Here is a 25,258-nt window from a genome sequence, read left to right as displayed (position 1 = left end):
ATCGATGAGGGTTTCGATGCTGAAACATGTGCTTCGTCTTTGTGTGTGCCTGTTGCCGCTGGCGCAGGCCGTTTCGACCGATGCCGTCGCGGCGGGCGATGCCAATCAGGGCTTCGCCACCAAGGCCGCGCAGGCCTATATGGTCGAGGCGTCGACCGGTACGGTCCTGCTTGCCAAGAACGAAAATCAGACATTCTCGCCGGCCTCGCTCGCCAAGCTGATGACCGCCGAGCTCGTCTTCGACGCGCTGGCGAGCAACCAGCTGACGCTTGATACCCTGTATCCCGTATCCGAATACGCCTGGCGCACCGGCGGCGCGCCGTCGCGCACCGCCACCATGTTCGCCGCGCTGAAATCCAACGTCCGCGTCGAGGACCTCCTGCGCGGGATCGCCATTCAGGGTGCCAACGACAGCTGCATCATTCTCGCCGAAGGCATGAGCGGCGGCGAGGCGGCTTTCGCCGAAAGCATGACACGGCGCGCGAAGACGCTTGGGATGCAGCATTCGCTGTTCGCCAATTCCACCGGGCTTCCCGACGGCAAGAGCAAGACGACGGCCTTCGACATGGTGGCGCTGGCGGAGCGGCTGCAACAGGGCTACCCGGCCTATTATCCCTACTTCGCCCAGCCGGATTTCCAGTGGAACAAGATCTTCCAACGAAACCGCAACCCGCTGCTTGGCTTCGGGATCGGCGTCGACGGTCTGGCGACCGGCTTTGCCGCAGGCGAGGGCTACTCGATCGTCGCGTCGGCCGAGCGCAACGGTCGCCGCCTGTTCATGGCGCTCGGTGGTATCGCATCCGACAAGGAGCGCACCGAGGAAGCCAGGCGCGTGCTCGAATGGGGCCTCAGCGCCTTTGAAATCCGCCAGCTTTTCGCCGACAACGAGGTCATCGGCACCGCCAGCGTCTATGGCGGCGCATCGCGCAGCGTCGAACTCGTCGCGAAAAGCCCGATCAGCGTCTACATCCCGGTCACCAATCCCGACCGGCTGGCGGCCCGCATCGTCTACCGCTGGCCGTTGCCGGCCCCGGTCGAAGCGGACCGCGAAGTCGGCACGCTGCGGCTTTTCGCGGGCAGCAGACTGCTGCGCGAAGTGCCGCTCTACACCAAGACGTCGATCGAGGAGGGCTCGCTCAGCAGCCGCGCCGTCGACGCCGTGCTGGAACTGGGCGAAACGCTGCTGTTTTCCTGGCTCTGGGATAAGCCGGCCGAGCCCACATGATCGCCATAGTCGCGTTTCACCCTGTGACAAAGCTCGGAGATCGACGCGAATCGGTTCCGCTCGCCGTCATCTTCGGTTAGACGTACTGGCGTGGCGCAGCGGCGCCGATTGAGTGCAGGCCAAGATCGCAGGAAGATATTGTTGTCATCCGCTACCGGATTGTTCGTTACGTTTGAAGGCGGTGAGGGGGCTGGAAAGTCCACCCAGATCCGCAGGCTGGCCGATGCCTTGCGCGCCAGGGGCCATGATGTCGTGGTCACGCGCGAGCCGGGCGGTTCGCCGGGCGCCGAGGCCGTGCGGCATGTGCTTTTGTCGGGTGCTGCCGAATCCTTTGGAACCCGCATGGAGGCAGTCCTTTTCGCGGCCGCCCGCAACGATCACGTCGAAGAGATTATCCGTCCGGCACTTGCCGAGGGCAAGGTCGTGCTCTGTGACCGCTTCATGGATTCCTCGCGTGTCTATCAGGGCGTCACGGGCAATCTCGAGCCCGACTTCATCGAAACGCTGCAACGCGTGGCGATCAACGGCGTCGTTCCCGACTGCACGCTGATGCTCGACCTGCCGGCCAAGGCAGGCCTCGAGCGCGCCAGGCGCCGCGGTGCTGCCGGCGATGTGGCGCCCGATCGATTCTGAGAAGGAAGAGATCCAAACACACGAGAAGCGCCGCGAAGCCTTCCTCGACATAGCCTCGCGCGAGCCCGAGCGCTGCCACGTCGTCAACGCAATGCAGACCGAGGAGGCGATCGCGGCGGAGATCGTCTCGATCGTCAGCCAGTTGCTGGCGCCGACGGATGCGCCGAAGGTCGCCGAGCCGGCGATGAGTGATATCGATGAGTGAGGAGCACCCGAGCCTTCTCGACGGCGCCATCTGGCCGCCGGAAAACACCAGGCTGTTCGGTCACGAAGACGCGGAAGCCTTCCTGGCGCAGTCCTACCGATCGGGCAAGGGGCACCATGCGCTGCTGATGGAAGGGCCGTCGGGGATCGGCAAGGCGACGCTCGCCTTCCGCTTCGCCAATCATGTCCTGTCGCATCCGGATCCGGAGAGCGCGCCGGAGTTTCTGGCCGATCCGGACCCGAATTCGTCCGTCAGCCGCCAGATCAATTCCGGCGCCTCGCACAACCTGCTGCATCTCGCTCGTCCGGTCGACGAGAAGACCGGCAAGGTAAAATCGGCGATCACCGTCGACGAGGTGCGCCGGGCCGGACGCTTCTTCTCGCAGACCTCGGGCACGGGCAACTGGCGCATCGTCATCATCGATCCCGCCGACGACATGAACCGAAGTGCCGCCAACGCCATCCTGAAGATCCTCGAGGAGCCGCCGAAGCGCGCGTTGTTCCTGCTGATCTCGCATGCGCCGGGCAAGCTCCTGCCGACCATCCGCTCCCGCTGCCTGCCGCTCAAGTTGTCGCCGCTCGGTGACGACGCGCTGCGCTCCGCTCTCGGCCATCTCGGCGTGGACGCGAACGAGCCGTCGCTGCTGGCCTCGGCCAATGGCAGCGTCGGCGAAGCGCTGAAGCTGGTGAACTACGGCGGCGGCGAAATCATTGCCGCCTATAACGAGGCGCTGACCCTGCAGGGGCCATCGGCGCGAAAGGCCATGCACCGTCTCGCCGACGCATTATCGGGCAAGGAAAGCGACACGATCTTCGAGTTCTTCGCAAGCCATCTCGGCGACGACCTGATGGGCAGGGCGAAGGCTGCGGCGATGGCGGGGCAGGTGGCCCAGGCCGAACGTCTGTCGCGCCTGCACAGCGATATCGTCGAGCGCCTGACGGTCTCCGATGCCTACAATCTCGACCGCAAGCAGACCATTCTCGGCATTCTCGGCGATATCAAGCAGCCCGGACCTTGATCGGAAGGCCGTGATCACCCGGATCGTGATCAGGTGGCCAGGAGCTTGTAGGCGACGATCGAGAGCGTCGCCGCCAGCACCAGGCGGATGGTTCGCTCGTGCAGCTTCGGCGCCAGCAGGCTGCCGGCGATGATGCCGGGGATCGAGCCGATGAGCAGCGCCGCAAGCATGGTCCAGTCGATCTCGCCGATCATCCAGTAGCCCATGCCGCCGATCAGCGTCAGCGGAACAGCATGGACGATGTCGGAGCCGACGATCTCGCGCACGTCGAGGCGCGGATAAAGCACGAGCAGGATGGTTACCCCCAGCGCGCCGGCACCCACCGACGTCAACGTCACCAGGATACCGAGAGCCAGCCCGAGCACGACGGTCAGAATGGCGAGCGTTGCCGGCCGCAGCGGCCGCCGCTCGCCCATCGAGCGCTGCGCAAGCGCCATCACTTGCTTGCGAAACACCAGCATGAAGGCCGTCATGACGAGCAGCCAGCCAAGCGCCGTCGTGATCGTATGCGCGACTTCGATGCTCTTGCGGTCGACGCCTGAAAGAAGCCACAGCATGACAAGGGCGGCCGGCACGCTGCCGGCGGCAAGACAGCCGACGATCCGCCAGTTGATGCGTCCATGCATGCCGTGGACGGCGGTGCCGGCGCTCTTGGTGACGGCCGCGTAAAGCAGGTCCGTTCCGACGGCGGTCGCCGGATGGACGCCGAACAACAAGACGAGCAGGGGCGTCATCAGCGAGCCGCCGCCGACACCGGTGATGCCGACCAGCGCTCCCACGAAAAAACCGGAGAGCGAATAAAGCGGATCGAAGTTGGAGAGCATCAGATCGCCGGCCCCAAGCCTACGCGGAGCAAGCCTGCGCTGAAAACGGCGGTGCGGCGGGCGTCTGTTGTCACGTTTGCTGAACCCTGTTCGATGGTTCCCTTGGGTAGAATGCGGAAAAAAACGAGTCAAGCACGCGGCCGTCACGAAGATTGCTTCGGCACGCGTTGGAGGCGTACCATTCCAAACTTACTGTTTCGCTTCGCCGCCACATGCGCTAAGGAGCGGCGTATAGATTTCAAAGAATAAGCCGCACGAGAATGGCCGCCATGACAGACAAGACACCCTTCTACATCACCACCGCGATTTCCTACCCGAACGGCAAGCCGCATATCGGCCACGCCTACGAGCTGATCGCGACGGATGCCATGGCGCGCTACCAGCGCCTCGATGGCAAGGACGTGTTCTTCCTGACCGGCACCGACGAGCACGGCCAGAAGATGCAGCAGACGGCGCGCGCCGAAGGCATCACCGCGCAGGAACTCGCCGACCGCAATTCCGGCGAATTCCAGGCGATGGCCAAGCTCCTCAACGCCTCGAACGACGACTTCATCCGCACCACGCAGGAGCGTCACCACGAGACGTCGAAGAACATCTGGAACCGGATGGCCGACGCCGGCGACATCTACAAGGACAGCTATGCCGGCTGGTACTCGGTGCGCGATGAGGCCTACTACCAGGAAAACGAGACCGAGCTGCGCGCCGACGGCGTGCGCTACGGACCGCAGGGCACGCCCGTCGAGTGGGTGGAGGAGGCAAGCTACTTCTTCAAGCTCTCCGAATACCAGGACAAGCTGCTGGCGCTCTACGAAGCCGAGCCGGATTTCATCGGTCCGGCCGAGCGACGCAACGAGGTGATCTCGTTCGTCAAGTCGGGGCTGAAGGATCTGTCGATCTCGCGCACCACCTTCGACTGGGGCATCAAGGTGCCGAACGATCCGGAACACGTCATGTACGTCTGGGTCGACGCGCTGACCAACTATCTGACCGCCACGGGTTACCTCGAGGACAAGAACGGCCCGCGCGCCAAGTATTGGCCGGCCGACGTACACATCATCGGCAAGGACATCATCCGTTTCCACGCCGTCTACTGGCCTGCCTTCCTGATGTCGGCCAAGCTGCCGCTGCCAAAGCGCGTCTTCGCGCATGGCTTCGTGCTGGCCAAGGGCGGCGAGAAGATGTCGAAGTCGCTCGGCAACGTGCTCGATCCGTTCGAACTGATCGAGCATTTCGGGCTCGACGCGATCCGCTACTTCCTGATGCGCGAAATCTCCTTCGGCCATGACGGCAATTGCAGCGAAGAGGCGATCGGCACCCGCATCAACGCCGACCTGGCCAACGGCATCGGCAACCTCGCCAGCCGCTCGCTGTCGATGATCGTCAAGAACTGCGACGGCAAGATCCCCGTCTGCGGTCCGTTGACCGACGAGGACAAGGCGATGCTGGCCGCAGCCGACGCGCTGCTCGCCTCGACGCGCGAGGACATGGAAAAGCAGCTCATCCATCGCGCGCTGACGTCGATCATATCCGTCGTGTCCGAGACCGACCGCTATTTCGCCGGCCAGCAGCCCTGGGCGTTGAAGAAGACCGATCCTGCTCGTATGGAGACCGTGCTTTACGTCACGGCCGAAGTCGTGCGCCAGATCGCCATCCTGCTGCAGCCCTTCGTTCCGGGCTCCGCCGAAAAGATGCTCGACCTCGTGGGAGCCTCCGCCGACAAGCGCGACTTCACGGCGCTCGGTGAAGCCGGACGCCTGGTGTCGGGCACGCCGCTCGAAGCGCCGACGCCGGTCTTCCCGCGCTACGTCGCGCCGCAGGCGTGAGGCCAGGATGCTGATCGATACCCATTGCCATCTGGATTTCGCCGACTTCGAGGAGGAGCGCGACGAGATCGTCAAGCGTGCGCACGACAGTGGCGTCAAGCAGATGGTGACGATCTCCACCCGCGTCCGCAAGCTGGAAAATCTGCTCGCGATCACCGGGAAGTATCCGTCCGTCTACTGCTCCGTCGGCACGCATCCCAACAATGCCGACGAAGAGCTGGACATTCAGGCCGAAGACCTGATCCGTCTGGCCAATGCGCATGAGAAGGTGGTCGCGATCGGCGAGGCGGGTCTCGACTACTTCTACGACACGCAAAAGCCCGAGGACCAGAAGACCGGTTTCCTGCGCCACATCGAGGCAGCCCGAGAAACCAGGCTGCCGCTGGTCATTCACAGCCGCAGCGCCGACGAGGACATGGCCGCGATCCTGACCGAGGAGACGGGGAAGGGCGCCTTCCCCTTCATCCTCCACTGCTTCTCGGCCGGTGCCGATCTGGCGCGCACGGGCGTGGAGCTCGGCGGCTACGTGTCCTTCTCCGGCATCCTGACCTTCCCGAAGTCGCAGGAGCTGCGCGACATCGCCGCCACCATCCCGCACGACCGCCTGCTGGTCGAAACGGACGCGCCTTATCTCGCGCCGAAGCGGTGGCGCGGCAAGCGCAACGAGCCGTCCTACGTGGTCAACACGGCCGAGGTGCTCGCCGAGACGCTTGGCCTCAGCTACGCCGAGATGGCGACGATCACGACGGACAACGCCTTCCGCTGCTTCTCCAAGATGCCGAGGATCTGACACGGTGGGCTACAGGCGGCGGTTCACCATTCTCGGCTGCTCGTCCTCTCCAGGCGTTCCGCGCATCACCGGCGACTGGGGCGCCTGCAATCCCGACAATCCGAAGAACCGGCGCACCCGCGCCTCCTTCATGATCCAGCAATATGACGACAACGGCGGCGTCACCACCGTGGTCATCGATACCGGGCCGGATTTTCGCGAGCAGATGATATCAGCCAGGGTCGGGCATGTGGACGCCGTCGCCTACACCCATCCACACGCCGATCATATCCACGGGCTCGACGATCTGCGCGGCTACTATTTCGGCGCCCAGCAGCGCGTACCGATCTACGCCGACGAAGCGACCATGGACCGCATTCGCCAGGGCTTCGGCTATTGCCTGGAAACGCCTCCCGGCAGCAATTATCCGCCGATCGTCGAAGCAAGGCTGATCCGCGATCTCGACACGCCTGTTCGTATCACCGGCGCCGGCGGCGCCATTTCATTGCACCCGCACCTGCAACAGCACGGCGACATCACCTCGCTCGGCTTCCGGATCGGGGATGTGGCCTATTGCAGCGATATCAGCGACTTTCCGCCCGAAAGCGTACAGAAGTTGCAGGGCCTCGACGTGCTGATCATCGATGCGCTGCAATACCGCTACCACCCGAGCCATCTGTCGCTCGAGCAGTCGCTCGAATGGATCGGCCGCCTGCAGCCCAAGCGCGCCATCCTGACCCACATGCATACGCCGCTCGACTACGACACCGTCATGGCCGAGACGCCCGATCACGTCGTTCCGGCCTATGACCAAATGAGCTTCGAGATTGAACTCGAAAGCCCGGAGCGCGGGGACTAAGCCTCACGCAATTCCGGCTTCCGAGGTGGCTTGTCAGGTCTGTGACGAACACGACGTCGTCGGCAGCGCTCAGGACCTACATGGCCGAGCGCATCGGTCGGACAGCCGAACTGGTGCGCAGCGCCAAGCGCCGAGGCGACATCCGTGCCGACGTCGATCCGGAACTGACGATCGAACTCCCGGCCGGCTTCGCCTGGAGCCGTTTGCTGACCGGCCGGCTCGAGGAGGACACTTAGCAGCTCGACAAGGTGATCCGGCAGGTCTGCCTGGGATTGCGCGGCGACGGCGATTGAGCCTGATCGACGAAGCGAAGCAATAAGCGGCTGCCACTAGATCGAGCCAGTTTCCCGCTACCGCATATATCTTTTTGTTCCATAATCTATCTTATGCGATATTTGTATATATGTAGGGTGGGTTCTATTTCCAACTGCAACATGCCAATGATTTCAACGGTCTGTTGCCACAAAGCTGACGTTTGCAGCAGCCCGCTCCCTTCTCCGGAAAGCCGCAGCGCGCATCGACCGTCTGCCGCCCGTCGTTCGCGACATCACATCCTCCCACGGCCGCACGCCATCATGCCCGAGAAACCAGGCCATCTGCTCCGCCGCCGTTTCACCGCCATAAGTTGACATGATCAGTGAAGTTTTGCAGTTACATCCGTGCGGTCCGGATGTCCGGCGTCGCACCCTATGTACGCAGCCGGAGATGCCATCATGCCCGCCGAATTCCTCGCCCTGTCGCAGATCCATTACGAGGCCGGCAAGAAGCATATTTTGCGTGGCGTCGACCTGAAGCTCGAGGCCGGTCGTGTCTACGGGCTTGTCGGGCCGAATGGTTCGGGAAAGAGCTCGCTTCTGAAGACCATCGCCCGCCAGGTCGATCCGACATCGGGCACCGTTGCGCTCCAGGGAAAGCCGGCGGCGAGCTGGAGCGGGCGCGCCTTTGCCCGCGAGATCGCCTATATGCCGCAGTTCACGCCCGCCACCGACGGCATGACGGTGCGCGAGCTCGTCGCGCTCGGTCGCTTTCCGTGGCACGGCACGCTTGGACGCTTCACGAAGGCCGACCGCGATCTGGTCGAGGATGCGATCCGGCGCACGGATCTCGAGCGCTTCGCCGATAGCCTCGTGGCCAACATGTCGGGCGGCGAGCGCCAGCGCGCCTGGATCGCCATGATGCTGGCGCAAAACGCCAGCTGCCTGCTGCTCGACGAGCCGACCTCCGCCCTCGATCTTGCCCATCAGGCCGGCGTCCTGTCGCTGCTGCGCGAACTGAGCCATGAGCGTGGCCTGACCATCGTCGTCGTCCTCCACGACATCAATCTCGCCTCGCGCTACTGCGACGAGCTGGTGGCGCTCAACGACGGCAGGATTTCGGCCCGCGGAAAGCCTGCCGATATCGTTCAGTCGGATGTGCTGAAGTCCGTCTTCGGGGTTGATATGGGCGTTTTCCCGCACCCTGTGAGCAACGAGCCGGTCAGCTATCTGCTGTAGCGTCCCGGCGTGCGCGCCGGCCTCGCCTGACAACAACACAGCCGGCCAACCATCTGACGGGACAGGACAAACCCGATCGTCACCTTAGGCGAAAACCATCCTCACGCTAGGTGAGGATGTCATTGTGTTTACGCTAGGCCAGCTTCTTCGTACCCGCCTCGCCGTCGTCATCGGGCGCGCCCGTCTGCTGCGCCATGTGCAGCCGCCGATAGGGGCCGGCGCGCCGTAGAAGGTCGCGGTGGCTGCCCTCTTCGACCACCCTGCCCTTGTCGATGACGCAGATCCGGTCGGCCTCGGTAATCGTCGCCAGCCGGTGCGCGATGACAAGCGTCGTGCGCCCCTCGGAGAGCTCGGACAGCGATTGCTGGATCGCCCGCTCGGTCTCCGTGTCCAGAGCCGACGTCGCCTCGTCGAGAATGAGGATCGGCGGGTTTTTCAGGAAGATGCGGGCAATCGCCAGGCGCTGCTTCTGGCCACCCGACAGCTTGACGCCCCGCTCGCCGATGATCGTGTCGAGGCCATCGGGCAGGCCGGCGATGACCTCGTCGAGACGGGCCCGGCGGGCCGCCTCGAGAATGTCGTCTTCGGTGGCGCCGAGCCTGCCATAGGCGATGTTTTCGCGCATCGTCCCGGCAAACAGAAACACGTCCTGCTGCACGATGCCGATGCTCGAGCGCAGCGACGCCAGCGTCATCTGGCGTATATCGACGCCGTCTATGGAAACCTCGCCGCTGCTCACCTCGTAAAAGCGCGGCAGCAGCGAGCAGACGGTCGTCTTGCCGGCACCCGATGGCCCGACAAAGGCGATCGTCTCGCCGGCCTTGATCGTCAGATCGAGCCCGTCGAGGATTGGCTTTCCGGCCCGATAGCCGAAATGCACGTTGCTGTAGCGAATGTCGCCCGTCAGCCGAGGCATGTTCCTGGCATCCGCGCGGTCGGCGATATCCGGGTCGGTATCGAGAAACGACGCGTAGCGCTGGAAGCCGGCGATCCCCTTCGGATATGTCTCGATCACCGAATTGATCTTGTCGATCGGCCGGAAGAAGACGCCGACGAGAAGCAGGAAACCCACGAAACCGCCCGTGGACAGCTCGCCCCTCGTCACGTACCAGGCCCCGACGAGCATCACCACCACCTGTACGAGACGCATCGACAGATAGGAAAGCGAGGTCGATGCCGCCATCGCCCAATAGGCGTCCAGCTTGGTCGAAAGATAACCGGCATTGTTGACCGCGAAGAGCCGGCGCTCGTGATCCTCGTTGGCGAACGCCTGAACCACACGGATGCCGCCAACCGTCTCCTCGATGCGGGCGTTGAAATCCGCGACGCGGCCATAGAGCGCGTGCCAGGTCCTGGTCATCCGGCCGCCATAGCGCGTCGTCACCACGGCCGCCAGCGGCACGATCAGCGCGGTGACGATCGCCAGCGGCGGATGCACCCACCACATGAGAATGAAGGCGCCGGCCAGCGTCATGATCGCAATGAAGATGTCTTCGGGGCCGTGATGGGCCACCTCGCCGATCTCTTCCAGATCCTTGGTCAGCCGCGCCACGAGATGGCCGGTCTTCTGATTGTCGAAATAGGAGAAGGAAAGCTTCTGCAGATGATCGAACGCCTTCGCCCGCATCTCCGTCTCGATCTTCAGGCCAAGCATGTGGCCCCAATAGGTCACGATCAGCTGCAATCCGGCGTTGACGACATAGATGGCGAGCAGCCCGATGACGGCCAGTCCGATCAGCCCGAGCTGCCCCGTCGGCAGCAGCCGGTCGATGAACAGCGTGACGGCTACGGGAAACGCAAGCTCCAGCAGGCCCGCCGTCACGGCGCTGCCGAAATCGAGCACGAACAGCCCCCGGTGCGGCCTGTAATAGCCGGCGAAGCGTTTCAGCAGCGACGATGTGCTCATCCGCGAGCCCTTCCCAATCAATATAATATGCCGCGGCGCGCCATCGGGCGCAGAATGCAACTGTGTGGAAAACAGCGCGTCCCGGCAAAAGCCAGCCGCTTCAAGGATTTGCCCGATATCCAAATCCAGCGTCAAAAAGTCAAGTTACTTCTTGGTGAGACCGCCTCCCGAGGTTGTGGCTGGCAGGACCGGCGCATCGGATCCGTCGAATATTCGGTCATGTCGGAACGTGGCCAAAAATTTGAGCATCCATGTCCGCTTTTTCGGCATGAATTTTACCGCCCGATAAAAATTTGACCAAACGATAAATAAATTCGGTCGCGCCCTGCCGCATGGTGTTGATTTCATTGATCTTCATCAATCTGGCACGCCGCCTGCATTGAAGATGCCGAACCAGATCCTGGCCGCGAGGCCTCAAGAGGAGAGCAGATATGGAAGTCGGTGTTTTCATCCCGATCGGAAACAATGGTTGGCTGCTGTCGGAAAACGCGCCGCAGTACAAGCCGAGCTTCGAGCTCAACAAGGAGATCACCCTCAAGGCCGAGAAATACGGCTTCGATTTCGTGCTGTCGATGATCAAGCTGCGTGGCTTCGGCGGCAAGACCGAGTTCTGGGATCACAATCTCAGATCCTTCACGCTGATGTCGGGACTGGCCGCCGTCACCACGCGCATCCGGCTTTTCGCCACCGCCGCCACCCTCGTCATGCCGCCGGCCATCGTCGCGCGCATGGCGTCCACCATCGACAGCATCTCCAACGGCCGCTTCGGCCTCAATCTGGTCACCGGCTGGCAGCGGCCGGAATATTCGCAGATGGGCATGTGGCCGGGCGACGAGTATTTTTCCAGGCGCTACGATTATCTCGGCGAATATGCCACCGTGCTGCGTGAACTCTGGGAAACCGGCAGGAGCGATCTCAAGGGCGAGTTCTTCCAGATGGACGATTGCCGCCTCTCTCCACGCCCGCAGGCCGATATGAAGGTCATCTGCGCCGGTTCGTCGAATGCCGGCATGGAATTCTCCGCGCGATATGCCGACTACAATTTCTGCTTCGGCGTCGGCGTCAATACGCCCAAGGCCTTCGCGCCCGCCGCCGAACGCCTGAAGGCCGCCACCGCCAGGACCGGCCGTGACGTCTCCTCCTTCGTGCTCTTCATGGTGATCGCCGACGAGACGGACGAAGCCGCCCGCGCCAAGTGGGAGCATTACAAGGCCGGTGCCGATCAGGAGGCGATCTCCTGGCTCGGCGTTCAGGGCGCGGCCGACACCAAATCCGGCGCCGACACCAATATCCGCCAGATGGCCGACCCCGTCTCCGCCGTCAATATCAACATGGGAACGCTTGTCGGCTCGTATGAGACCGTGGCGAAGTTGCTCGACGAAGTGCCAACCGTCCCCGGCACCGGCGGCGTGCTCCTGACCTTCGACGACTTCGTCAAGGGCGTCGAGGATTTCGGCACCCGCATCCAGCCGCTGATGGCATGCCGCCGGCATGTCAAGCCGATGCTGGAGGCAGCCGAATGAGCGTCGCACCGGCAGGATACCAGCCGCCGCGCGAGCGCACGCGGAGCGTCACCCTCCCCGCCCGCCCCGAGCCGATCACGCTGAGGCCGAGCGAAACCGCCGTCGTCGTCGTCGATATGCAGAACGCCTATTCGACGGAAGGTGGCTATGTCGACCTCGCCGGCTTCGACATCTCGGGCGCCAAGGGCACGATCGCGAACATCAAGAAGACGCTCGACGCCGCCCGCGCTGCAAGCGTCCAGGTCATCTATTTCCAGAACGGCTGGGACAAGGACTACGTCGAGGCCGGCGGACCGGGCTCGCCCAACTATCACAAGTCGAATGCCCTCAAGACCATGCGCCAGCGGCCGGAGCTGCAGGGCCAGCTGCTGGCCAAGGGCACCTGGGACTACGCGATCGTCGACGAGCTGCAGCCGCAACCGGGCGATATCCTGGTGCCGAAGACCCGCTACAGCGGCTTCTTCAACACCAACATGGACAGCGTGCTGCGCGCCCGCGGCATCCGCAATCTCGTCTTCGTCGGCATCGCCACCAACGTCTGCGTCGAGAGTTCGCTGCGCGATGCTTTCCACCTCGAGTATTTCGGCGTGATGCTGGAGGACGCGACCCATCACCTCGGGCCCGATTTCATCCAGCAGGCGACCGTCTACAACGTCGAGAAATTCTTCGGCTGGGTCGCCACCGTCAACGATTTCTGCGGCGTCATCTCTCAAGCAGCGCCAACCGAAGCCTGATCAGGAACAGAAGAGGACACATCATGCCAAAATCGATCATCGTCCCCGAGGGAACGCAGAAGCCGATCGCCCCCTATTCGCCAGGCACGCTTGCCGACGGCATCGTCTATGTCTCCGGCACGCTGCCCTTCGACAAGAACAACGATGTCGTCCATGTCGGCGACGCCGGCGCCCAGACCCGCCATGTGCTGGAGATCATCAAGTCGGTGATCGAAACGGCGGGAGGTACGATGGAAGACGTGACCATGAACCACATCTTCGTCACCGACTGGGCCAACTACCAGGCCGTCAACGCCGTCTATGCCGAGTATTTCCCCGGCGACAAGCCGGCCCGCTACTGCGTCCAGTGCGGCCTGGTGAAGCCGGACGCTCTGGTCGAGATCGCGACCGTCGCCCATATCGGCAAGAAATGACCGGGATGCATTTCGACATTCATGGCCAGACCCATGCCGGCGCTCGCACCATCATCCTGTCATCGGGCCTCGGCGGCGCGGCCGGCTACTGGGCGCCGCAGATCGAGGCGCTGTCAGCTGACTTCCGCGTCGTCACATACGATCATCGCGGCACCGGCCGTACCGGCGGCGAGATGCCCGAGGCGGGCGGCATCGCCGCCATGGCCGACGACGTGCTGGAGATCGCGCTGGCTCTCGGCCTCGAGCGCTTCGACTTCATGGGGCATGCGCTTGGCGGGCTGATCGGGCTGGACCTCGCGCTCCGCCGGCCCGACATGATCGGCCAGCTCGTCCTCGTCAACGCCTGGAGCAAGGCCGATCCGCACTCCGATCGTTGCTTCGATGTCAGGATTGAACTGTTGGAGCGGTCGGGGGTCGAGATGTTCGTCAAGGCGCAGCCGCTCTTCCTCTATCCCTCGGTCTGGATGTCCGAAAATGCCGAGCGTCTTGATGCCGAGGAGCGGCACGCCATTGCCCATTTCCAGGGCAAGGCCAATATCCTGCGTCGTATCGCGGCGCTCCGGGCCTTCGATCTCGATCACCGGCTGTCCGACATCGCCGCCCACACGCTCGTCATGGCCACCCGCGACGACCTCCTCGTCCCCTGCACCCGATCGGTCCGCCTCGCCGAGGGACTGCCGCACGCCGAACTGGCTCTGACGGACTTCGGCGCGCATGCCGTCAACGTGACGGAGCCCGAGACCTTCAACGACACCGTGCTGCGCTTCCTTCGTGACGCGAGATCCGAAATCCGCTAGGACCCAGATATGCAAGCATCAGCCAAAATGATCCCAGAAGCGCCAGCGACAATCGCGGATGCTGTTCCCGACCAGCGCAAGCAGGAATACCGCAACGCCATGGCCCGCCTCGGCGCCGCCGTCAACGTCGTCACCTCGGACGGTCCTGCGGGCCTCGCGGGCTTTGCCGCAACCGCCGTCTGCAGCGTCAGCGACGATCCGCCCACCCTGCTCGTCTGCATCAATCGCGGCTCCTCCGCCTACCCCGCCGTCAGCGCCAACCGCGTAGTTTGCGTCAACACCCTGTCGCACGCCCATGAAGAGCTGAGCCGGCGCTTCGGCGGCAAGACGCCCGTCCGGGAGCGGTTCGAAGGCGCCAGCTGGTCGTCCCTCGCGACCGGGGCGCCGGCGCTCGACGACGCACTGATCTCGCTCGATTGCAAGGTGAAGTCGGTCTCCGATGGCGGCACCCACGACATCCTGATCTGCGAGGTGGTCGCCATCAGGGAAAGCGAAGGCGGCCGGGCGCTTATCTACTTCGATCGCCGCTATCACACGATCTGATCCGGCTTATGGAACAAGAGCTTAGGTCAGCGCGTTCCCTGCCGGAATTCCGGGTCGTCCCGTAGCGTAACCTGCCGTTGCGTCACGAGCATGATCGGCCCGGATGAACAGCTCGGAGACGTCGATGCCCTGGATCGCCTTTATCGTTCATTTCTTCGCCGCAGCCATCATGACCAACGGCATTCCGCATTTCGTCAACGGCGTCTGCGGCCGCCCGTTTCGCACGCCATTCGCGCGCGGGTCGGGCGCCGGGGAAAGCTCGGCGGAACTGAATGTCGTCTGGGGCTGGACGAATTTCGTCATCGCCTTCCTGCTGTTTGCCAATGTCGGGCCGCTCTATATCGGCACGCCCATCGACACCATTTTCATCGCCGCCGGCGTGCTCGTCGCGGGCCTGCTCCTGTCGCGAATTTTCGCACGCGGCCGGCTCTGATTGCCCTTTCCTTGCGCGCTGAAAGCCCTACTATCCAAGGGGTGGCGGCCATGCGCCGCGGATAGTGGGAGATATGCCGATGCGCGCCTTCTTCGCAGTCCTCATCCTCGGTCTCACCGCCATCGTCACGCTGTCTCCGGCGCGCGCGCAAGACCCTCTGGACACCACGCGGTCGATGATCGAGGCGCAGATCAAGGCATTCCTGCAGGACGATTCCGAAAAGGCCTATTCCTATGCCGCCCCCGGCATCAAGGCCGCCTATCCCGACAAGAACCTCTTCTTCGCCATGGTCAAGAAGAGCTACGAGCCGGTCTATCACCCCGGAAACTACGCCTTCGGCCGCAGCCGCTCGATCGACAACGGCGCGATGATCTACCACGAGGTGCTGATCTCCGGCCGCGACGGCAAGGACTGGACGGCGATCTACCAGGTCATCCGTCAGCCGGATGGCGGCTACAAGATCGGCGGCGTCCAGATCCTGCCGGACACTGAGAGCAAGGGTATCTGAGTTCAGACGGGTTCGAGATCGCCCCTAGCCCACTCCGCTTCCGTCTCCGCCATGAAATCGGCGAAGCGGCCTTCGGCGATCGCCTTGCGGATGCCCTGCATCAGTTCCTGGTAATAGGAGAGGTTGTTCCAAGAGAGCAGCATGCCGCCCAGCGCCTCGTTGGAGCGCACGAGGTGGTGCAGGTAGGCACGCGAGTAATCACGCGTCGCCGGGCAGTTCGACTGCTCGTCGAGCGGGCGCATATCCTCGGCATGGCGCGCATTGCGGATGTTGACCTTGCCGCGGCGGGTAAAGGCCAGGCCGTGACGGCCGGAGCGGGTCGGCATCACGCAGTCGAACATGTCGATGCCGCGCGCCACCGAGCGGAGGATATCCTCGGGCGTGCCGACGCCCATGAGATAGCGCGGCTTCTCGGTCGGCAGGACCGGCAGCGTCTCCTCGAGCATCTTCAGCATGACAGCCTGCGGCTCACCGACGGCAAGGCCGCCGACCGCGTAGCCCTTGAGGTCGAGATCGGCGAGCGCTGCTGCGGAGCGCACGCGCAGCGCCGGAATATCGCCGCCCTGCACGATGCCGAACATCGCCTTGCCCGGCTGGTTGCCGAAAGCCACCTTGCAGCGTTCGGCCCAGCGCAGCGACATCTCCATGGCGCGCTCGATCTCGCGCGGCTCGGCCGGCAGCGCCACGCACTCGTCGAGCTGCATCTGGATATCGCTGTCGAGCAGCCCCTGGATCTCGATGGAGCGCTCCGGCGACATGTGGTGCAGGCTGCCGTCGACATGGCTCTTGAAGGTCACGCCCTGCTCGTCGAGCTTGCGCAGGCCCGAGAGCGACATGACCTGGAAGCCGCCGCTGTCGGTGAGGATCGGCCCATCCCAGCGGATCAGCTTGTGCAGACCGCCAAGCCTGGCGACGCGCTCGGCAGTGGGGCGTAGCATCAGGTGATAGGTATTGCCAAGGATGATGTCGGCGCCGGCGTCGCGCACCTGGTCGAGATACATCGCCTTGACGGTACCGACGGTGCCGACGGGCATGAAGGCCGGCGTGCGGATCGTGCCGCGCGGCATGGAGACTTCGCCGAGGCGCGCGCCGCCATCGGTCTTCTTGAGGGTGAACTGGAAGTTCTCGGTCATCTAGTCTTTCCGGAAAAGAAGGCTGGAATCGCCATAGGAATAGAAGCGGTAGCCTGTCGAAATGGCATGGTCATAAGCCGCGTGCATGGTCTCCAGGCCGGCGAAGGCCGAAACCAGCATGAACAGCGTCGAGCGCGGCAGGTGGAAGTTGGTCATCAGCGCGTCGACCGCCTTGAAGCGGTAGCCCGGCGTGATGAAGATGCCAGTGGCGCCCGCCCAGCCGCGGATCTCGCCGCTGTTCTGCGCGGCACTTTCGATCAGCCTGAGCGACGTGGTGCCGACGCACACGATCCGCCCGCCCCTCGCTTTCACGGCATTCAGCCTGGCGGCTGTCTCGTCGCTGACATAGCCGCTTTCGAGATGCATCTTGTGATCGTCGGTGTCGTCGACCTTCATCGGCAGGAAGGTGCCGGCGCCGACATGCAGCGTCACGAAATGCCGCTCGATGCCGGCCTCGTCGAGTGCCGCGAAAAGCTCCGGCGTGAAATGCAGCCCGGCGGTGGGCGCGGCGACGGCGCCGTCCTCGCGGGCATAGATCGTCTGGTAGTCGGCGCGATCGCGCTCGTCCTCGGCACGCTTGGCGGCGATGTAGGGCGGCAGCGGAATATGGCCGACGGAATGGATGACCTCGTCGAGCGCAGGGCCCGACAGATCGAAGACAAGCGTCACCTCGCCGCCCTCGCCTTTCTCTTCCACGGTGCAGTCGAGCGCGCCGAGCAGGCAGCTCTCGCCGCTATCGCCGAAGGCGATCCGGTCACCGACCTTGATGCGCTTGCCCGGCTTCGCGAATGCCTTCCAGCGATTGGCGCCGACCCGCATGTGCAGCGTCGCCGAAACCTGCTGGCCGCCCGCACCCTCCCGGTGGCGGATACCTTCGAGTTGCGCCGGAATGACCTTGGTGTCGTTGAACACGAGCGCATCGCCCGGCTTCAGGAACGACGGCAGGTCGCAAACGCGGTGATCGGAGAGTTGCGCTTCGCGGTGCGGGTCGACGACCAGCAGGCGCGCGCTGTCGCGCGGCTCGGCGGGCCGCAGAGCGATCCGTTCATCGGGAAGCTCGAAATCGAAAAGGTCTACGCGCATGAAGGCAGTTCCGGGAAGGCTGGTCCAGGCAAAGCGAAACCCGCCCCGCGCTCTCGCGCAAGGGCGGGTTTCAGCAGAAATCACAATCAGACGTCGGCGGCAACCCGCATCGAGACGATCGAATCCGGATCGACGACCGGTTCGCCCTTCTTGATTTTGTCGACGTTATCCATGCCTTCGATGACCTGGCCCCAGACGGAATACTGCTTGTTCAGCCACGGAGCGTCGGTGAAGCAGATGAAGAACTGCGAGTTGGCGGAGTTCGGGTTCTGCGAACGGGCCATCGAGCAGGTGCCGCGGATGTGGCTGACGGCCGAGAACTCGGCCTTGAGGTCCGGCTTCTCGGAGCCGCCCATGCCGGCACGGCCCGGGTTGAAGCTCTCGCTGCCCTTCTTGCCGAACTTCACGTCGCCGGTCTGCGCCATGAAGTCGTTGATGACGCGGTGGAACACGACGCCGTCATAGGCCTTCTCGCGCGCGAGTTCCTTGATGCGGGCCACGTGCTCGGGCGCGACTTCGGGCAGAAGCTGGATGACGACCTTGCCCTTGGTGGTTTCCAGGATGATGGTGTTTTCCGGATCCTTGATCTCAGCCATTCTTATTCTCCTACTGGTCTTGAAACTTACTTCTTGGCGATGGTGACCTTGACCATGCGGTCGGGATCGCTGACTTCGCCGTTCTGGCCTTCGCCCTTCTTGATCTTGTCGACGTTTTCCATGCCGGAGATCACCTTGCCGACAACCGTGTACTGGCCGTTCAGGAAGGAGCCGTCGGCGAACATGATGAAGAACTGCGAGTTGGCCGAATTCGGGTCCTGCGAGCGCGCCATGCCGACCGTGCCGCGCACGAATGGCGTCTTGGAGAACTCGGCCTGAATGTCAGGCATGTCGGAACCGCCGGTGCCGACCTGGTTCTTGTCGAAGCCCTTTTCCATGTTGCCGTACTGCACGTCGCCGGTCTGCGCCATGAAGCCGTCGATGACGCGGTGGAAGGCAACGTTGTCGTAGGCGCCCTTCTTGGCCAGCGCCTCGATCTGGGCGACATGCTTCGGCGCGACGTCGGGCGCGAGTTCGATCACGACGGGTCCGCTCTTCAGCTCGATCGTCATCGTGTCGGCGGCGAAAGCGTCGCCAACGAACGAAGCGAGATAGAGCACGCCGGCAAATGCAATATAAAACAGTTTCATGTGAGCTCCGTTGCGGCGAATTCGCCTAGGATTTGCGCTTGGATTGAAGGGCTTTCAAGACGGCGGCAGGCACGAAAGCACTGACATCGCCTCCCATGCCCGCGATTTGCCGGACCAATGTGGCGGTTATGGGCCGCGAGGCCGTGCCGGCGGGCAGAAAAACGGTCTGGATATCGGGTGCCATCTGCCTGTTCATCCCGGCCATCTGCATTTCGTAATCGAGATCGGTGCCATCTCTCAGACCCCGGATCAGCAGGGCCGCGCCATGCGCTCGGGCGGCATCGACGACGAGATTGTCGAAGGACACCACCGACACATCCGACGTCCGCTCCGGCAACGCCTCGGCCAGCGACCGACGGATGAGTTCGCCCTTCTCCTCGAACGAAAAGAGCGGCGTCTTGCCCGGGTGAATGCCGATCGCCACGATCACCTTCGACGCCACGTTCAGCGCCTGCACGAGCACGTCAACATGTCCGTTCGTGATCGGGTCGAAAGACCCCGGATAGAAAGCTGTCGTCATTGGCCCCGGCCATTTGTTTCGACGCCTTTTGTCACGGATAGGCCCTTGCCGCAAGTCATTTGCCCCGGACGCCGGCGGCGCGCGCGAGGGCGCGGCGGGCGACTGAATGCCGGATGAACGCCCCATTCAAGGCCGCTTCAGCCGCGATCCTTATAACCGGATGCATCAACGCCGCCGATGCCGTCAGGGATCGGTTCACTTCTGGAAACCCAAGATGCTCATCCTCCTTGTCATCATATCAGTCGCTCTCTCCCTCGCCGCCGAATTTCTCTACGCCTACATCATGGAGATGCGCGACGGTGCGTGGGTGCGCCGGGACGTCAGGGAACATCACGAGATCGTGCGCGTTATGGGTCGCGTCTCCTTTAAACCGATTAGAGAAGACGCATAAACCGATTTAGGAAGATGAACGCCAGATGAACGAGGCATTCAAAGAGGCTTCAGATCGGCGTTGGTAAACGACTTGTCAATGTCCTGCGGAACCAAATCCAAACGGACGCGTTCTTTCAATCGAAGCGTTGCGCAAATAGGCGCTACAAGGAAGATAAATATGCCAAACAAGATTACCATGATTAACGCAGTATGGATGGTAATGATGACCGGTATGCTTGCAGCAACTGTTGCGCTTTATGATCAGAAGGTAGAAACGTCCAAAGTATACGGCCCTTACGCATCGGCCCGCACCTCCGTTGTGAGCCAATACTGAGGGGCGTGAAAGCAAAATCCTGGAGGATTGCTTATGTTCACGATCTTGACTGTGCTTACTGCCCTTATCAGCATCATGTTTATCGTATCTGTGGCATCGACCGTGACCGCCCTGCGGCGCGAAACCGAGGAAGATAAGAGACTGCATGGAAAGCATAGCGTCTTCTGATCGGCCCTGAGCAGCCCGACAGCTGAAATACGAAAGGCCGAGCGTGTCCCAGCGCTCGGCCTTTTCGTTTCTTGAACGCGACGAGCGGCCGAATTTCGATGAACGACCGGGAAGATTATTGTGTGATCCGCCTGACCATGATCACGTCGTCGATCTCGCGACCGCCTTCCATCACGCCTCCGGGGATCAGCCCCGCCTGTACGAACCCCGCGTTCCGGTAAAAGCCGATCGCGGCCGGATTTTCAGCGCTGGCGGTCAATTCAAGCTGGCGGATACCCTGCTGCCGGGCGTGGTTCACGAGATGGTCGAGCAGCTCGCGCGCCAGACCGGTACCACGCTTGTCCCGGCGCACATAGACCATCACGATCGTCGCGCGATGCGCCATCTTGCTTGCCCGCTGCCTGATCAGTCCCATGATCGCCACGGGCTCCTCGCCGTCGAAAGCAAGAAAGACGGCGTCGGCAAGCAGTCGTCGCCGCCATTCCTCGTCGGCAAGCTCCGCCCAATCCTCGAAACTGCTGGCGAAAGCGGCCGGCTCCATGCGGAGCGCCTCGAGCCGGATGCGCTTGAACGCCTCGACATCGTCCGCGCCCAAAATCCTGATCATGCCAGCCTCCGAAACGGCTTCCCGATCGATCAGATCGACGTCAGCGTCCAGTCGACGATCTCGGTGGTGACGCTCGCAAAGGCACGGTCAAGCGCCTTGACGAAGGCCTCGTTCGAGCCGCCGCCGGTCGGCACCGTCTGCGAAAACACCTTCTGCCCCCGGACCGAGCCATTGCGATCGTTGACGATCTTGGCCGAGATTTCGACGACGGCCTGGCTGCCGCCACCTGTGCGGATCTCGAAGGCGCGGATGTCGGTGATCACCTGATAGTCGATCGCCAGCCCCTGGCCGGGAACGCCGACACCGCCGACCTTGCCGGAATTCTCATAGGCCTCGACGAGCTTGGCCTGAACCATGCGCGGCAGCTTGTCGCTCCACTGCGCCTTGGCAAGATACTGGATCTCCGAAGACGAGACCTTGATGACGATCTGCTCGCTGTTCAGCGCCTGCAGCGCCGTCGGCTGCTGCACCAGGATCTGGCGCCCCTTCGCCGAAGGTCCCGCGCCGCTTGCCGGCGCCGAGAGATCATAGGTATCGTTCTTGGCCGCTGTCCCGCAGCCGGCCAGCGCAGCGGCCAGCAACGGCATGGCGATCATGCTTTTCATGAGCCACGAGCGAGACACCACTATATCCGACACAGCCATATGCTGACTTCCCCTGTTAACGCCTGGTCCGGCCGTCATACTGCTTGACCGTGTCCCCGCCGAAGATCAACCGCTGCGGGTCCTTGTCGAAATTGCTGATCGCATCGTTCAAATTCTGCACTGTCAGGCGCGCGTCGTTGACCAGCGCCTGGACGTTCTGCAGGCCGCCGCTCGAGAACTTCTGCAGATTGTCGGCTATAGGTCCGATGCGGCTGTTGAGATTGTCCGCCACCTTCTTGAAGGATTCCAGCGTGTCGCGCGCCTGCGTGAACATCGACTGCGTGCTGTCGTCGCCGAGCAGCTTGTCGACCTTCACCAGAATGCCGTCGACGCGGGTCGATGCGGCGTTCAGCTTGTTGGCCATCTCGGTGACGTTCTGGATCGTCGAATCGACGTCTCTGCGGCGCGCGTTCACGGTATCGGCGACATCCTTGATCGAGGCGACCGCCGCGCGGGCATCCTTGGTCGTCTGCGCGATATCGTCGATGGAACCCCTGACCTTGGCCGGATCGATCTGCGCCACCAGCGTGTCGACCTTGTCGAGCGTCGCCTGCGCCTTCTTGCCGAAGTCGTTGTAGGTGGTCGCCGTCTCCTCGAATTTCTGGATGGCGTCCTTCAGGCCGCCCGACGCGTCTGCCACATTGCGGCTCACCGTTTCCGCATTGGACAGGATCGTGTCGATCTTCTTGGCATCCACAGTCTTCACCAGCGATTCAATGGCCGCGAGCGTCGAGTCGACGCGGCCGGAGACGTTGCGCACGGTGTCTGACAACTGGCCCACGCTCTGCAGGAAGCTGTCGATATTGCCGGAATTCTTGGCCAGCGCGTCCGAGAAGGTCTCGGCGTTCTGCAGCGTTTTCGTCAGCGGTCCACGGGCATCCTTGACGAAGCCCTGAACCTGGCCGACGGCATCGTTGGCACGCTCGAGAATCTTGTCGGCCGTGGACAAAAGGTTGGTGACGCTCGACTGGTCGGCGACGATGACCGCGCGCTTGCCGGCCTCGGAGGCCGCCTGCAGGATGTTCTTCTCCCCGACGCGGCCGCCCGACAGCTCGACATAGGCAGCCCCCGTAAGGCCCTGGATCTCGAGGACCGCCTTGGTGGTCGGGTAGATCGGCGCATCGACACGCACTTCGGTGAAGGCGAGCGAGAACTGCGGATCATCGGCGTCGATAGACAGCGACTGTACCGAACCCACCTGGATGCCGTTGAAGCGCACCGGCGAGCCGACGCTCAACCCGTTCGCCGAGCCCGGAATGCGCACGATAAGCTCGGCCATCGGTCCGCCGCGGCCGTACTGGGCCATCCAGTAAACGAAGCCGAAGGCTGCCGCGATGACCAGAACCGTAAAGAAGCCGACGATTGTGTAGTTCGCTTTGGTTTCCATCTTATCCGCTCACTTCCCGCGGCTATCTTGCGCCAGCCTGATGTCGGCTGATGCGTGGCCATTCTGCGGCACGATCGAACGCGCGCGCTTGCCCTTGAAATAAGCCTGAACCCAGGGGTCGTCATAGGCCAGCATGTCTTCGATCGTTCCCTCGACCATCACCTTCTTCTTGCCAAGCACCGCGATACGGTCGCAAACCGAAAACAGGCTGTCGAGGTCGTGCGTCACCATGTAGACGGTCAGACCGAGCGTGTCGCGCAACTTGGCGATGAGGTCGTCGAATTCCGACGCGCCGATCGGGTCGAGGCCGGAGGTCGGCTCGTCGAGAAACACCAGTTCCGGATCGAGCGCCAGCGCGCGCGCCAATGCGGCACGCTTGATCATCCCGCCGGAGAGCTCCGAAGGATATTTGTCGGCCGCGTCCGGCGCCAGGCCCACCAGCCTGATCTTCAGATGCGCCAGTTCGTCCATCAGCGCCGGCGGCAGGTCGAGATACTCGCGCATCGGAACCTGGATGTTCTCCTTCACCGTCAGCGACGAGAACAGCGCGCCCTGCTGGAAGAGCACGCCGAGGCGCATGTCGAGCGCGTTGCGCTGCGGCTCGTCGAGCTCGTCGAAGTCCTGGCCGAGGATCTTGATCTGCCCGGAGCGGCGCGGCAGCAGGCGCAGCACCGTGCGCATCAGTACCGACTTGCCCGTCCCCGACGCACCGACGAAGCCCAGGATCTCGCCCTTGTAGATATTGAGGTTCAGATTATCGAGAACGATCTTCGACCCGAAGCCAACGGTGACGTCGCGCGCTGAAAGCACGATGTCCCGCCCTGCCTCGTCCTTGGTCGTCGTTTGCTGCTCGTCCACGCAAAATCCCTAAAAATTAATAGCTGCATAGAACATGGCGAACAGCCCGTCCATGAGAATGACCACGAAGATCGCCTTCACCACGGCCGCCGTCACGTGCTGGCCGAGCGATTCGGCGCTGCCCCCTACCTTTAAGCCTTCGACGGCGGCGACGATACCGATAACCAGCGCCATGAACGGCGCCTTGATCATCCCCGACAGCACGGTCGACAGCGTGATCGCCTCGTGCAGGCGCGCTATGAAGTTGGCGAAGGTGATGCCCGAATAGGCCCAGGCGACGACGGCGGCGCCGAACAGCGAGGCGAAATTGGCAAGCACGCTCAGAAGCGGCAGCGCCACGGTCAGCGCCACCAGTCGCGGAAAGATCAGGACGCCGATCGGGTTCAGGCCCATGACCTTCAGCGCGTCCACCTCCTCGCGCATCTTCATCGAGCCGATTTCGGCCGTGATCGCGCTGCCGGAACGGCCGGCGATCATGATCGCGGTCAAAAGCACGCCGATTTCGCGCAATTGCAGAATGCCGACGAGATCGACGACGAACACCTCGGCGCCAAAATAGCGCAGCTGGAAAGCGCCCTGCTGGGCGATGATCGCGCCGATCAGGAACGACATCAAAAGGATGATCGGCACGGCGCGAACGCCCATATGGTCGATCTGGTTGACGATCGACGCTGGCGAAACGCCGCTGCCGCGACCGAATTTCATCTGCGCGCCGCGCACCGCCGATCCGAGGATGTACATCGCCGCCGCGAGATTGTTCCACAGGTCGTACATCATCCGGCCGATCGGAGCGAAAATCCGTTCCGGCAGCGAAAGCGGCGGAACCTGCTCCACCTCCGGCTTCGGCCGTTCCTCGGAAAACGATTCGAGCAGTTCGTCGATATGCGGATTGCTGCCCTCGATCGTCATCGTGCCGCCGGCACTCTCGACCTGCTTCCTCAGCCGGCACAGCAGCCAGACGCCGGCCGTGTCGATATCGGTGATTCCCGAGAGATCGATCGTCAGGTTCCCGCCCTTGCGGGCCGAAAGCTTGTCGAAATCCTTGAGAACGAGATGTATGTTGGCGCTTCGCCAATTGCCTTCGAGATGCACGAGTGTATCCGAACCCTGTGCTTGGTCGTCCACGTGCAGTGAGGCGGCGTTACGGTTCTCGGACTTCAAAATGCTTGTGTCTCTCAAGGCTTACGGCGACATTGCCGACTCGCGAACACAGGTCCGCAGCGTTGAGCCAATATAACGATGCCGCACCAGATTTCCATG

The 25,258-nt window shown here is 63.0% G+C and carries 29 protein-coding genes and 1 pseudogene; 17 read left to right on the top strand and 13 right to left on the bottom strand.

Annotated features, from left to right (window positions below):
- The first annotated feature begins 16 nt into the window (after window positions 1-16).
- From P3R82_RS16280 to P3R82_RS16270, 3 genes and pseudogenes are all read left to right on the top strand, one after another.
- A complete protein-coding gene (locus P3R82_RS16280; RefSeq protein WP_283194583.1) occupies window positions 17-1,225 on the top strand; it encodes a D-alanyl-D-alanine carboxypeptidase family protein in 1,209 nt (402 codons plus the stop codon).
- Between the two features lie 141 nt (window positions 1,226-1,366).
- Window positions 1,367-2,063 (top strand): annotated as a pseudogene (gene tmk, locus P3R82_RS16275) (dTMP kinase).
- Complete coding sequence (locus P3R82_RS16270; RefSeq protein ID WP_283194582.1) at window positions 2,056-3,081, top strand: DNA polymerase III subunit delta'; 1,026 nt, start codon at window positions 2,056-2,058, stop codon at window positions 3,079-3,081. The pseudogene tmk and the gene P3R82_RS16270 overlap by 8 nt, the downstream one beginning before the upstream one ends.
- A 29-nt stretch (window positions 3,082-3,110) precedes the next feature.
- On the opposite strand, the gene P3R82_RS16265 is transcribed toward P3R82_RS16270, so the two are convergent.
- A complete protein-coding gene (locus P3R82_RS16265) occupies window positions 3,111-3,905 on the bottom strand; it encodes a sulfite exporter TauE/SafE family protein (RefSeq protein WP_283194581.1) in 795 nt (264 codons plus the stop codon).
- A 269-nt stretch (window positions 3,906-4,174) separates the two neighbouring features.
- On the opposite strand from P3R82_RS16265, the gene metG reads away from it, so the two are divergent.
- The 5 genes from metG to P3R82_RS16240 all read left to right on the top strand — a co-directional run bounded on the left by metG (window position 4,175) and on the right by P3R82_RS16240 (window position 8,849).
- Window positions 4,175-5,728 carry a methionine--tRNA ligase gene (gene metG / locus P3R82_RS16260; protein ID WP_283194580.1) on the top strand — a complete coding sequence of 518 codons (1,554 nt, stop codon included), beginning with the start codon at window positions 4,175-4,177 and terminating at the stop codon, window positions 5,726-5,728.
- A 7-nt stretch (window positions 5,729-5,735) separates the two neighbouring features.
- A complete protein-coding gene (locus tag P3R82_RS16255) occupies window positions 5,736-6,518 on the top strand; it encodes a TatD family hydrolase (protein ID WP_283194579.1) in 783 nt (260 codons plus the stop codon).
- A gap of 4 nt (window positions 6,519-6,522) precedes the next feature.
- The gene (locus P3R82_RS16250) at window positions 6,523-7,356 is read left to right on the top strand and encodes an MBL fold metallo-hydrolase (RefSeq protein ID WP_283194578.1); all 834 of its coding nucleotides are present in this window, start codon (window positions 6,523-6,525) and stop codon (window positions 7,354-7,356) included.
- Between the two features lie 41 nt (window positions 7,357-7,397).
- Window positions 7,398-7,592, top strand: coding sequence for a TetR-like C-terminal domain-containing protein (locus tag P3R82_RS16245; protein WP_283194577.1), 195 nt, complete (start codon window positions 7,398-7,400; stop codon window positions 7,590-7,592).
- A gap of 477 nt (window positions 7,593-8,069) precedes the next feature.
- Entirely contained in the window at window positions 8,070-8,849 is a 780-nt protein-coding gene (locus P3R82_RS16240) for an ATP-binding cassette domain-containing protein (protein ID WP_283194576.1), read from the top strand.
- Window positions 8,850-8,982: 133 nt separating this feature from the next.
- On the opposite strand, the gene P3R82_RS16235 is transcribed toward P3R82_RS16240, so the two are convergent.
- Complete coding sequence (locus tag P3R82_RS16235) at window positions 8,983-10,755, bottom strand: ABC transporter ATP-binding protein (protein ID WP_283194575.1); 1,773 nt, start codon at window positions 10,753-10,755, stop codon at window positions 8,983-8,985.
- Between the two features lie 217 nt (window positions 10,756-10,972).
- On the bottom strand, window positions 10,973-11,113 hold the full coding sequence (locus P3R82_RS16230) for a hypothetical protein (RefSeq protein WP_283194574.1): 141 nt from the start codon (window positions 11,111-11,113) through the stop codon (window positions 10,973-10,975).
- Window positions 11,114-11,186: 73 nt separating this feature from the next.
- Here P3R82_RS16230 and rutA point away from each other — a divergent pair, with 73 nt between their 5' ends.
- The 7 genes from rutA to P3R82_RS16195 all read left to right on the top strand — a co-directional run bounded on the left by rutA (window position 11,187) and on the right by P3R82_RS16195 (window position 15,706).
- On the top strand, window positions 11,187-12,278 hold the full coding sequence (rutA, locus tag P3R82_RS16225) for a pyrimidine utilization protein A (RefSeq protein ID WP_283194573.1): 1,092 nt from the start codon (window positions 11,187-11,189) through the stop codon (window positions 12,276-12,278).
- Window positions 12,275-13,012 carry a pyrimidine utilization protein B gene (rutB, locus tag P3R82_RS16220; protein ID WP_283194572.1) on the top strand — a complete coding sequence of 246 codons (738 nt, stop codon included), beginning with the start codon at window positions 12,275-12,277 and terminating at the stop codon, window positions 13,010-13,012. Before rutA ends, rutB begins: the two co-directional genes overlap by 4 nt.
- A 23-nt stretch (window positions 13,013-13,035) precedes the next feature.
- The gene (gene rutC / locus P3R82_RS16215) at window positions 13,036-13,425 is read left to right on the top strand and encodes a pyrimidine utilization protein C (RefSeq protein WP_111565069.1); all 390 of its coding nucleotides are present in this window, start codon (window positions 13,036-13,038) and stop codon (window positions 13,423-13,425) included.
- A 5-nt stretch (window positions 13,426-13,430) separates the two neighbouring features.
- Window positions 13,431-14,222, top strand: a complete 792-nt coding sequence (rutD, locus tag P3R82_RS16210; RefSeq protein ID WP_283194571.1) for a pyrimidine utilization protein D — start codon at window positions 13,431-13,433, stop codon at window positions 14,220-14,222.
- 9 nt (window positions 14,223-14,231) lie between these two features.
- Window positions 14,232-14,765 (top strand): flavin reductase, encoded by a 534-nt coding sequence (locus P3R82_RS16205; protein WP_283194570.1) that lies wholly within the window; start codon window positions 14,232-14,234, stop codon window positions 14,763-14,765.
- A gap of 124 nt (window positions 14,766-14,889) precedes the next feature.
- Window positions 14,890-15,198, top strand: a complete 309-nt coding sequence (locus P3R82_RS16200) for a hypothetical protein (RefSeq protein WP_283194569.1) — start codon at window positions 14,890-14,892, stop codon at window positions 15,196-15,198.
- 79 nt (window positions 15,199-15,277) lie between these two features.
- The gene (locus P3R82_RS16195; protein ID WP_283194568.1) at window positions 15,278-15,706 is read left to right on the top strand and encodes a DUF4864 domain-containing protein; all 429 of its coding nucleotides are present in this window, start codon (window positions 15,278-15,280) and stop codon (window positions 15,704-15,706) included.
- A gap of 2 nt (window positions 15,707-15,708) precedes the next feature.
- On the opposite strand, the gene tgt is transcribed toward P3R82_RS16195, so the two are convergent.
- The 5 genes from tgt to coaD all read right to left on the bottom strand — a co-directional run bounded on the left by tgt (window position 15,709) and on the right by coaD (window position 19,628).
- On the bottom strand, window positions 15,709-16,839 hold the full coding sequence (tgt, locus tag P3R82_RS16190; RefSeq protein WP_283194567.1) for a tRNA guanosine(34) transglycosylase Tgt: 1,131 nt from the start codon (window positions 16,837-16,839) through the stop codon (window positions 15,709-15,711).
- Complete coding sequence (queA, locus tag P3R82_RS16185; RefSeq protein ID WP_283194566.1) at window positions 16,840-17,922, bottom strand: tRNA preQ1(34) S-adenosylmethionine ribosyltransferase-isomerase QueA; 1,083 nt, start codon at window positions 17,920-17,922, stop codon at window positions 16,840-16,842.
- Between the two features lie 86 nt (window positions 17,923-18,008).
- Window positions 18,009-18,518 (bottom strand): peptidylprolyl isomerase, encoded by a 510-nt coding sequence (locus tag P3R82_RS16180; RefSeq protein WP_283194565.1) that lies wholly within the window; start codon window positions 18,516-18,518, stop codon window positions 18,009-18,011.
- A gap of 26 nt (window positions 18,519-18,544) precedes the next feature.
- Window positions 18,545-19,108: a peptidylprolyl isomerase gene (locus P3R82_RS16175; protein WP_183902059.1), complete on the bottom strand. Its 564-nt coding sequence runs from the start codon at window positions 19,106-19,108 to the stop codon at window positions 18,545-18,547.
- Between the two features lie 25 nt (window positions 19,109-19,133).
- A complete protein-coding gene (gene coaD / locus P3R82_RS16170; protein WP_183902060.1) occupies window positions 19,134-19,628 on the bottom strand; it encodes a pantetheine-phosphate adenylyltransferase in 495 nt (164 codons plus the stop codon).
- A gap of 106 nt (window positions 19,629-19,734) precedes the next feature.
- Between coaD and P3R82_RS16165 the strand changes: the two genes are divergently transcribed.
- Window positions 19,735-20,019, top strand: a complete 285-nt coding sequence (locus P3R82_RS16165; RefSeq protein ID WP_283194564.1) for a hypothetical protein — start codon at window positions 19,735-19,737, stop codon at window positions 20,017-20,019.
- A gap of 159 nt (window positions 20,020-20,178) precedes the next feature.
- Window positions 20,179-20,334, top strand: coding sequence for a hypothetical protein (locus tag P3R82_RS16160; protein WP_183902062.1), 156 nt, complete (start codon window positions 20,179-20,181; stop codon window positions 20,332-20,334).
- Window positions 20,335-20,617: 283 nt separating this feature from the next.
- On the opposite strand, the gene P3R82_RS16155 is transcribed toward P3R82_RS16160, so the two are convergent.
- The 5 genes from P3R82_RS16155 to P3R82_RS16135 are packed head-to-tail and all read right to left on the bottom strand — an operon-like array spanning window position 20,618 to window position 25,177.
- Window positions 20,618-21,109 carry a GNAT family N-acetyltransferase gene (locus tag P3R82_RS16155; RefSeq protein ID WP_283194563.1) on the bottom strand — a complete coding sequence of 164 codons (492 nt, stop codon included), beginning with the start codon at window positions 21,107-21,109 and terminating at the stop codon, window positions 20,618-20,620.
- 29 nt (window positions 21,110-21,138) lie between these two features.
- Complete coding sequence (locus tag P3R82_RS16150) at window positions 21,139-21,753, bottom strand: ABC-type transport auxiliary lipoprotein family protein (protein ID WP_283194562.1); 615 nt, start codon at window positions 21,751-21,753, stop codon at window positions 21,139-21,141.
- A 16-nt stretch (window positions 21,754-21,769) separates the two neighbouring features.
- The gene (locus P3R82_RS16145) at window positions 21,770-23,140 is read right to left on the bottom strand and encodes an MlaD family protein (RefSeq protein WP_283194561.1); all 1,371 of its coding nucleotides are present in this window, start codon (window positions 23,138-23,140) and stop codon (window positions 21,770-21,772) included.
- Window positions 23,141-23,149: 9 nt separating this feature from the next.
- Window positions 23,150-23,998: an ABC transporter ATP-binding protein gene (locus P3R82_RS16140; RefSeq protein ID WP_183902066.1), complete on the bottom strand. Its 849-nt coding sequence runs from the start codon at window positions 23,996-23,998 to the stop codon at window positions 23,150-23,152.
- A 9-nt stretch (window positions 23,999-24,007) separates the two neighbouring features.
- Window positions 24,008-25,177 (bottom strand): MlaE family lipid ABC transporter permease subunit, encoded by a 1,170-nt coding sequence (locus P3R82_RS16135; protein WP_283194560.1) that lies wholly within the window; start codon window positions 25,175-25,177, stop codon window positions 24,008-24,010.
- Between the last annotated feature and the right edge of the window lie 81 nt (window positions 25,178-25,258).

The organism is Rhizobium sp. AN80A (assembly GCF_030053015.1).
Taxonomy (GTDB): domain Bacteria; phylum Pseudomonadota; class Alphaproteobacteria; order Rhizobiales; family Rhizobiaceae; genus Rhizobium; species Rhizobium metallidurans.
The sequence above is the reverse complement of the archived record's forward strand: the minus strand, read 5'-3'. Positions and strand labels throughout refer to the sequence as shown.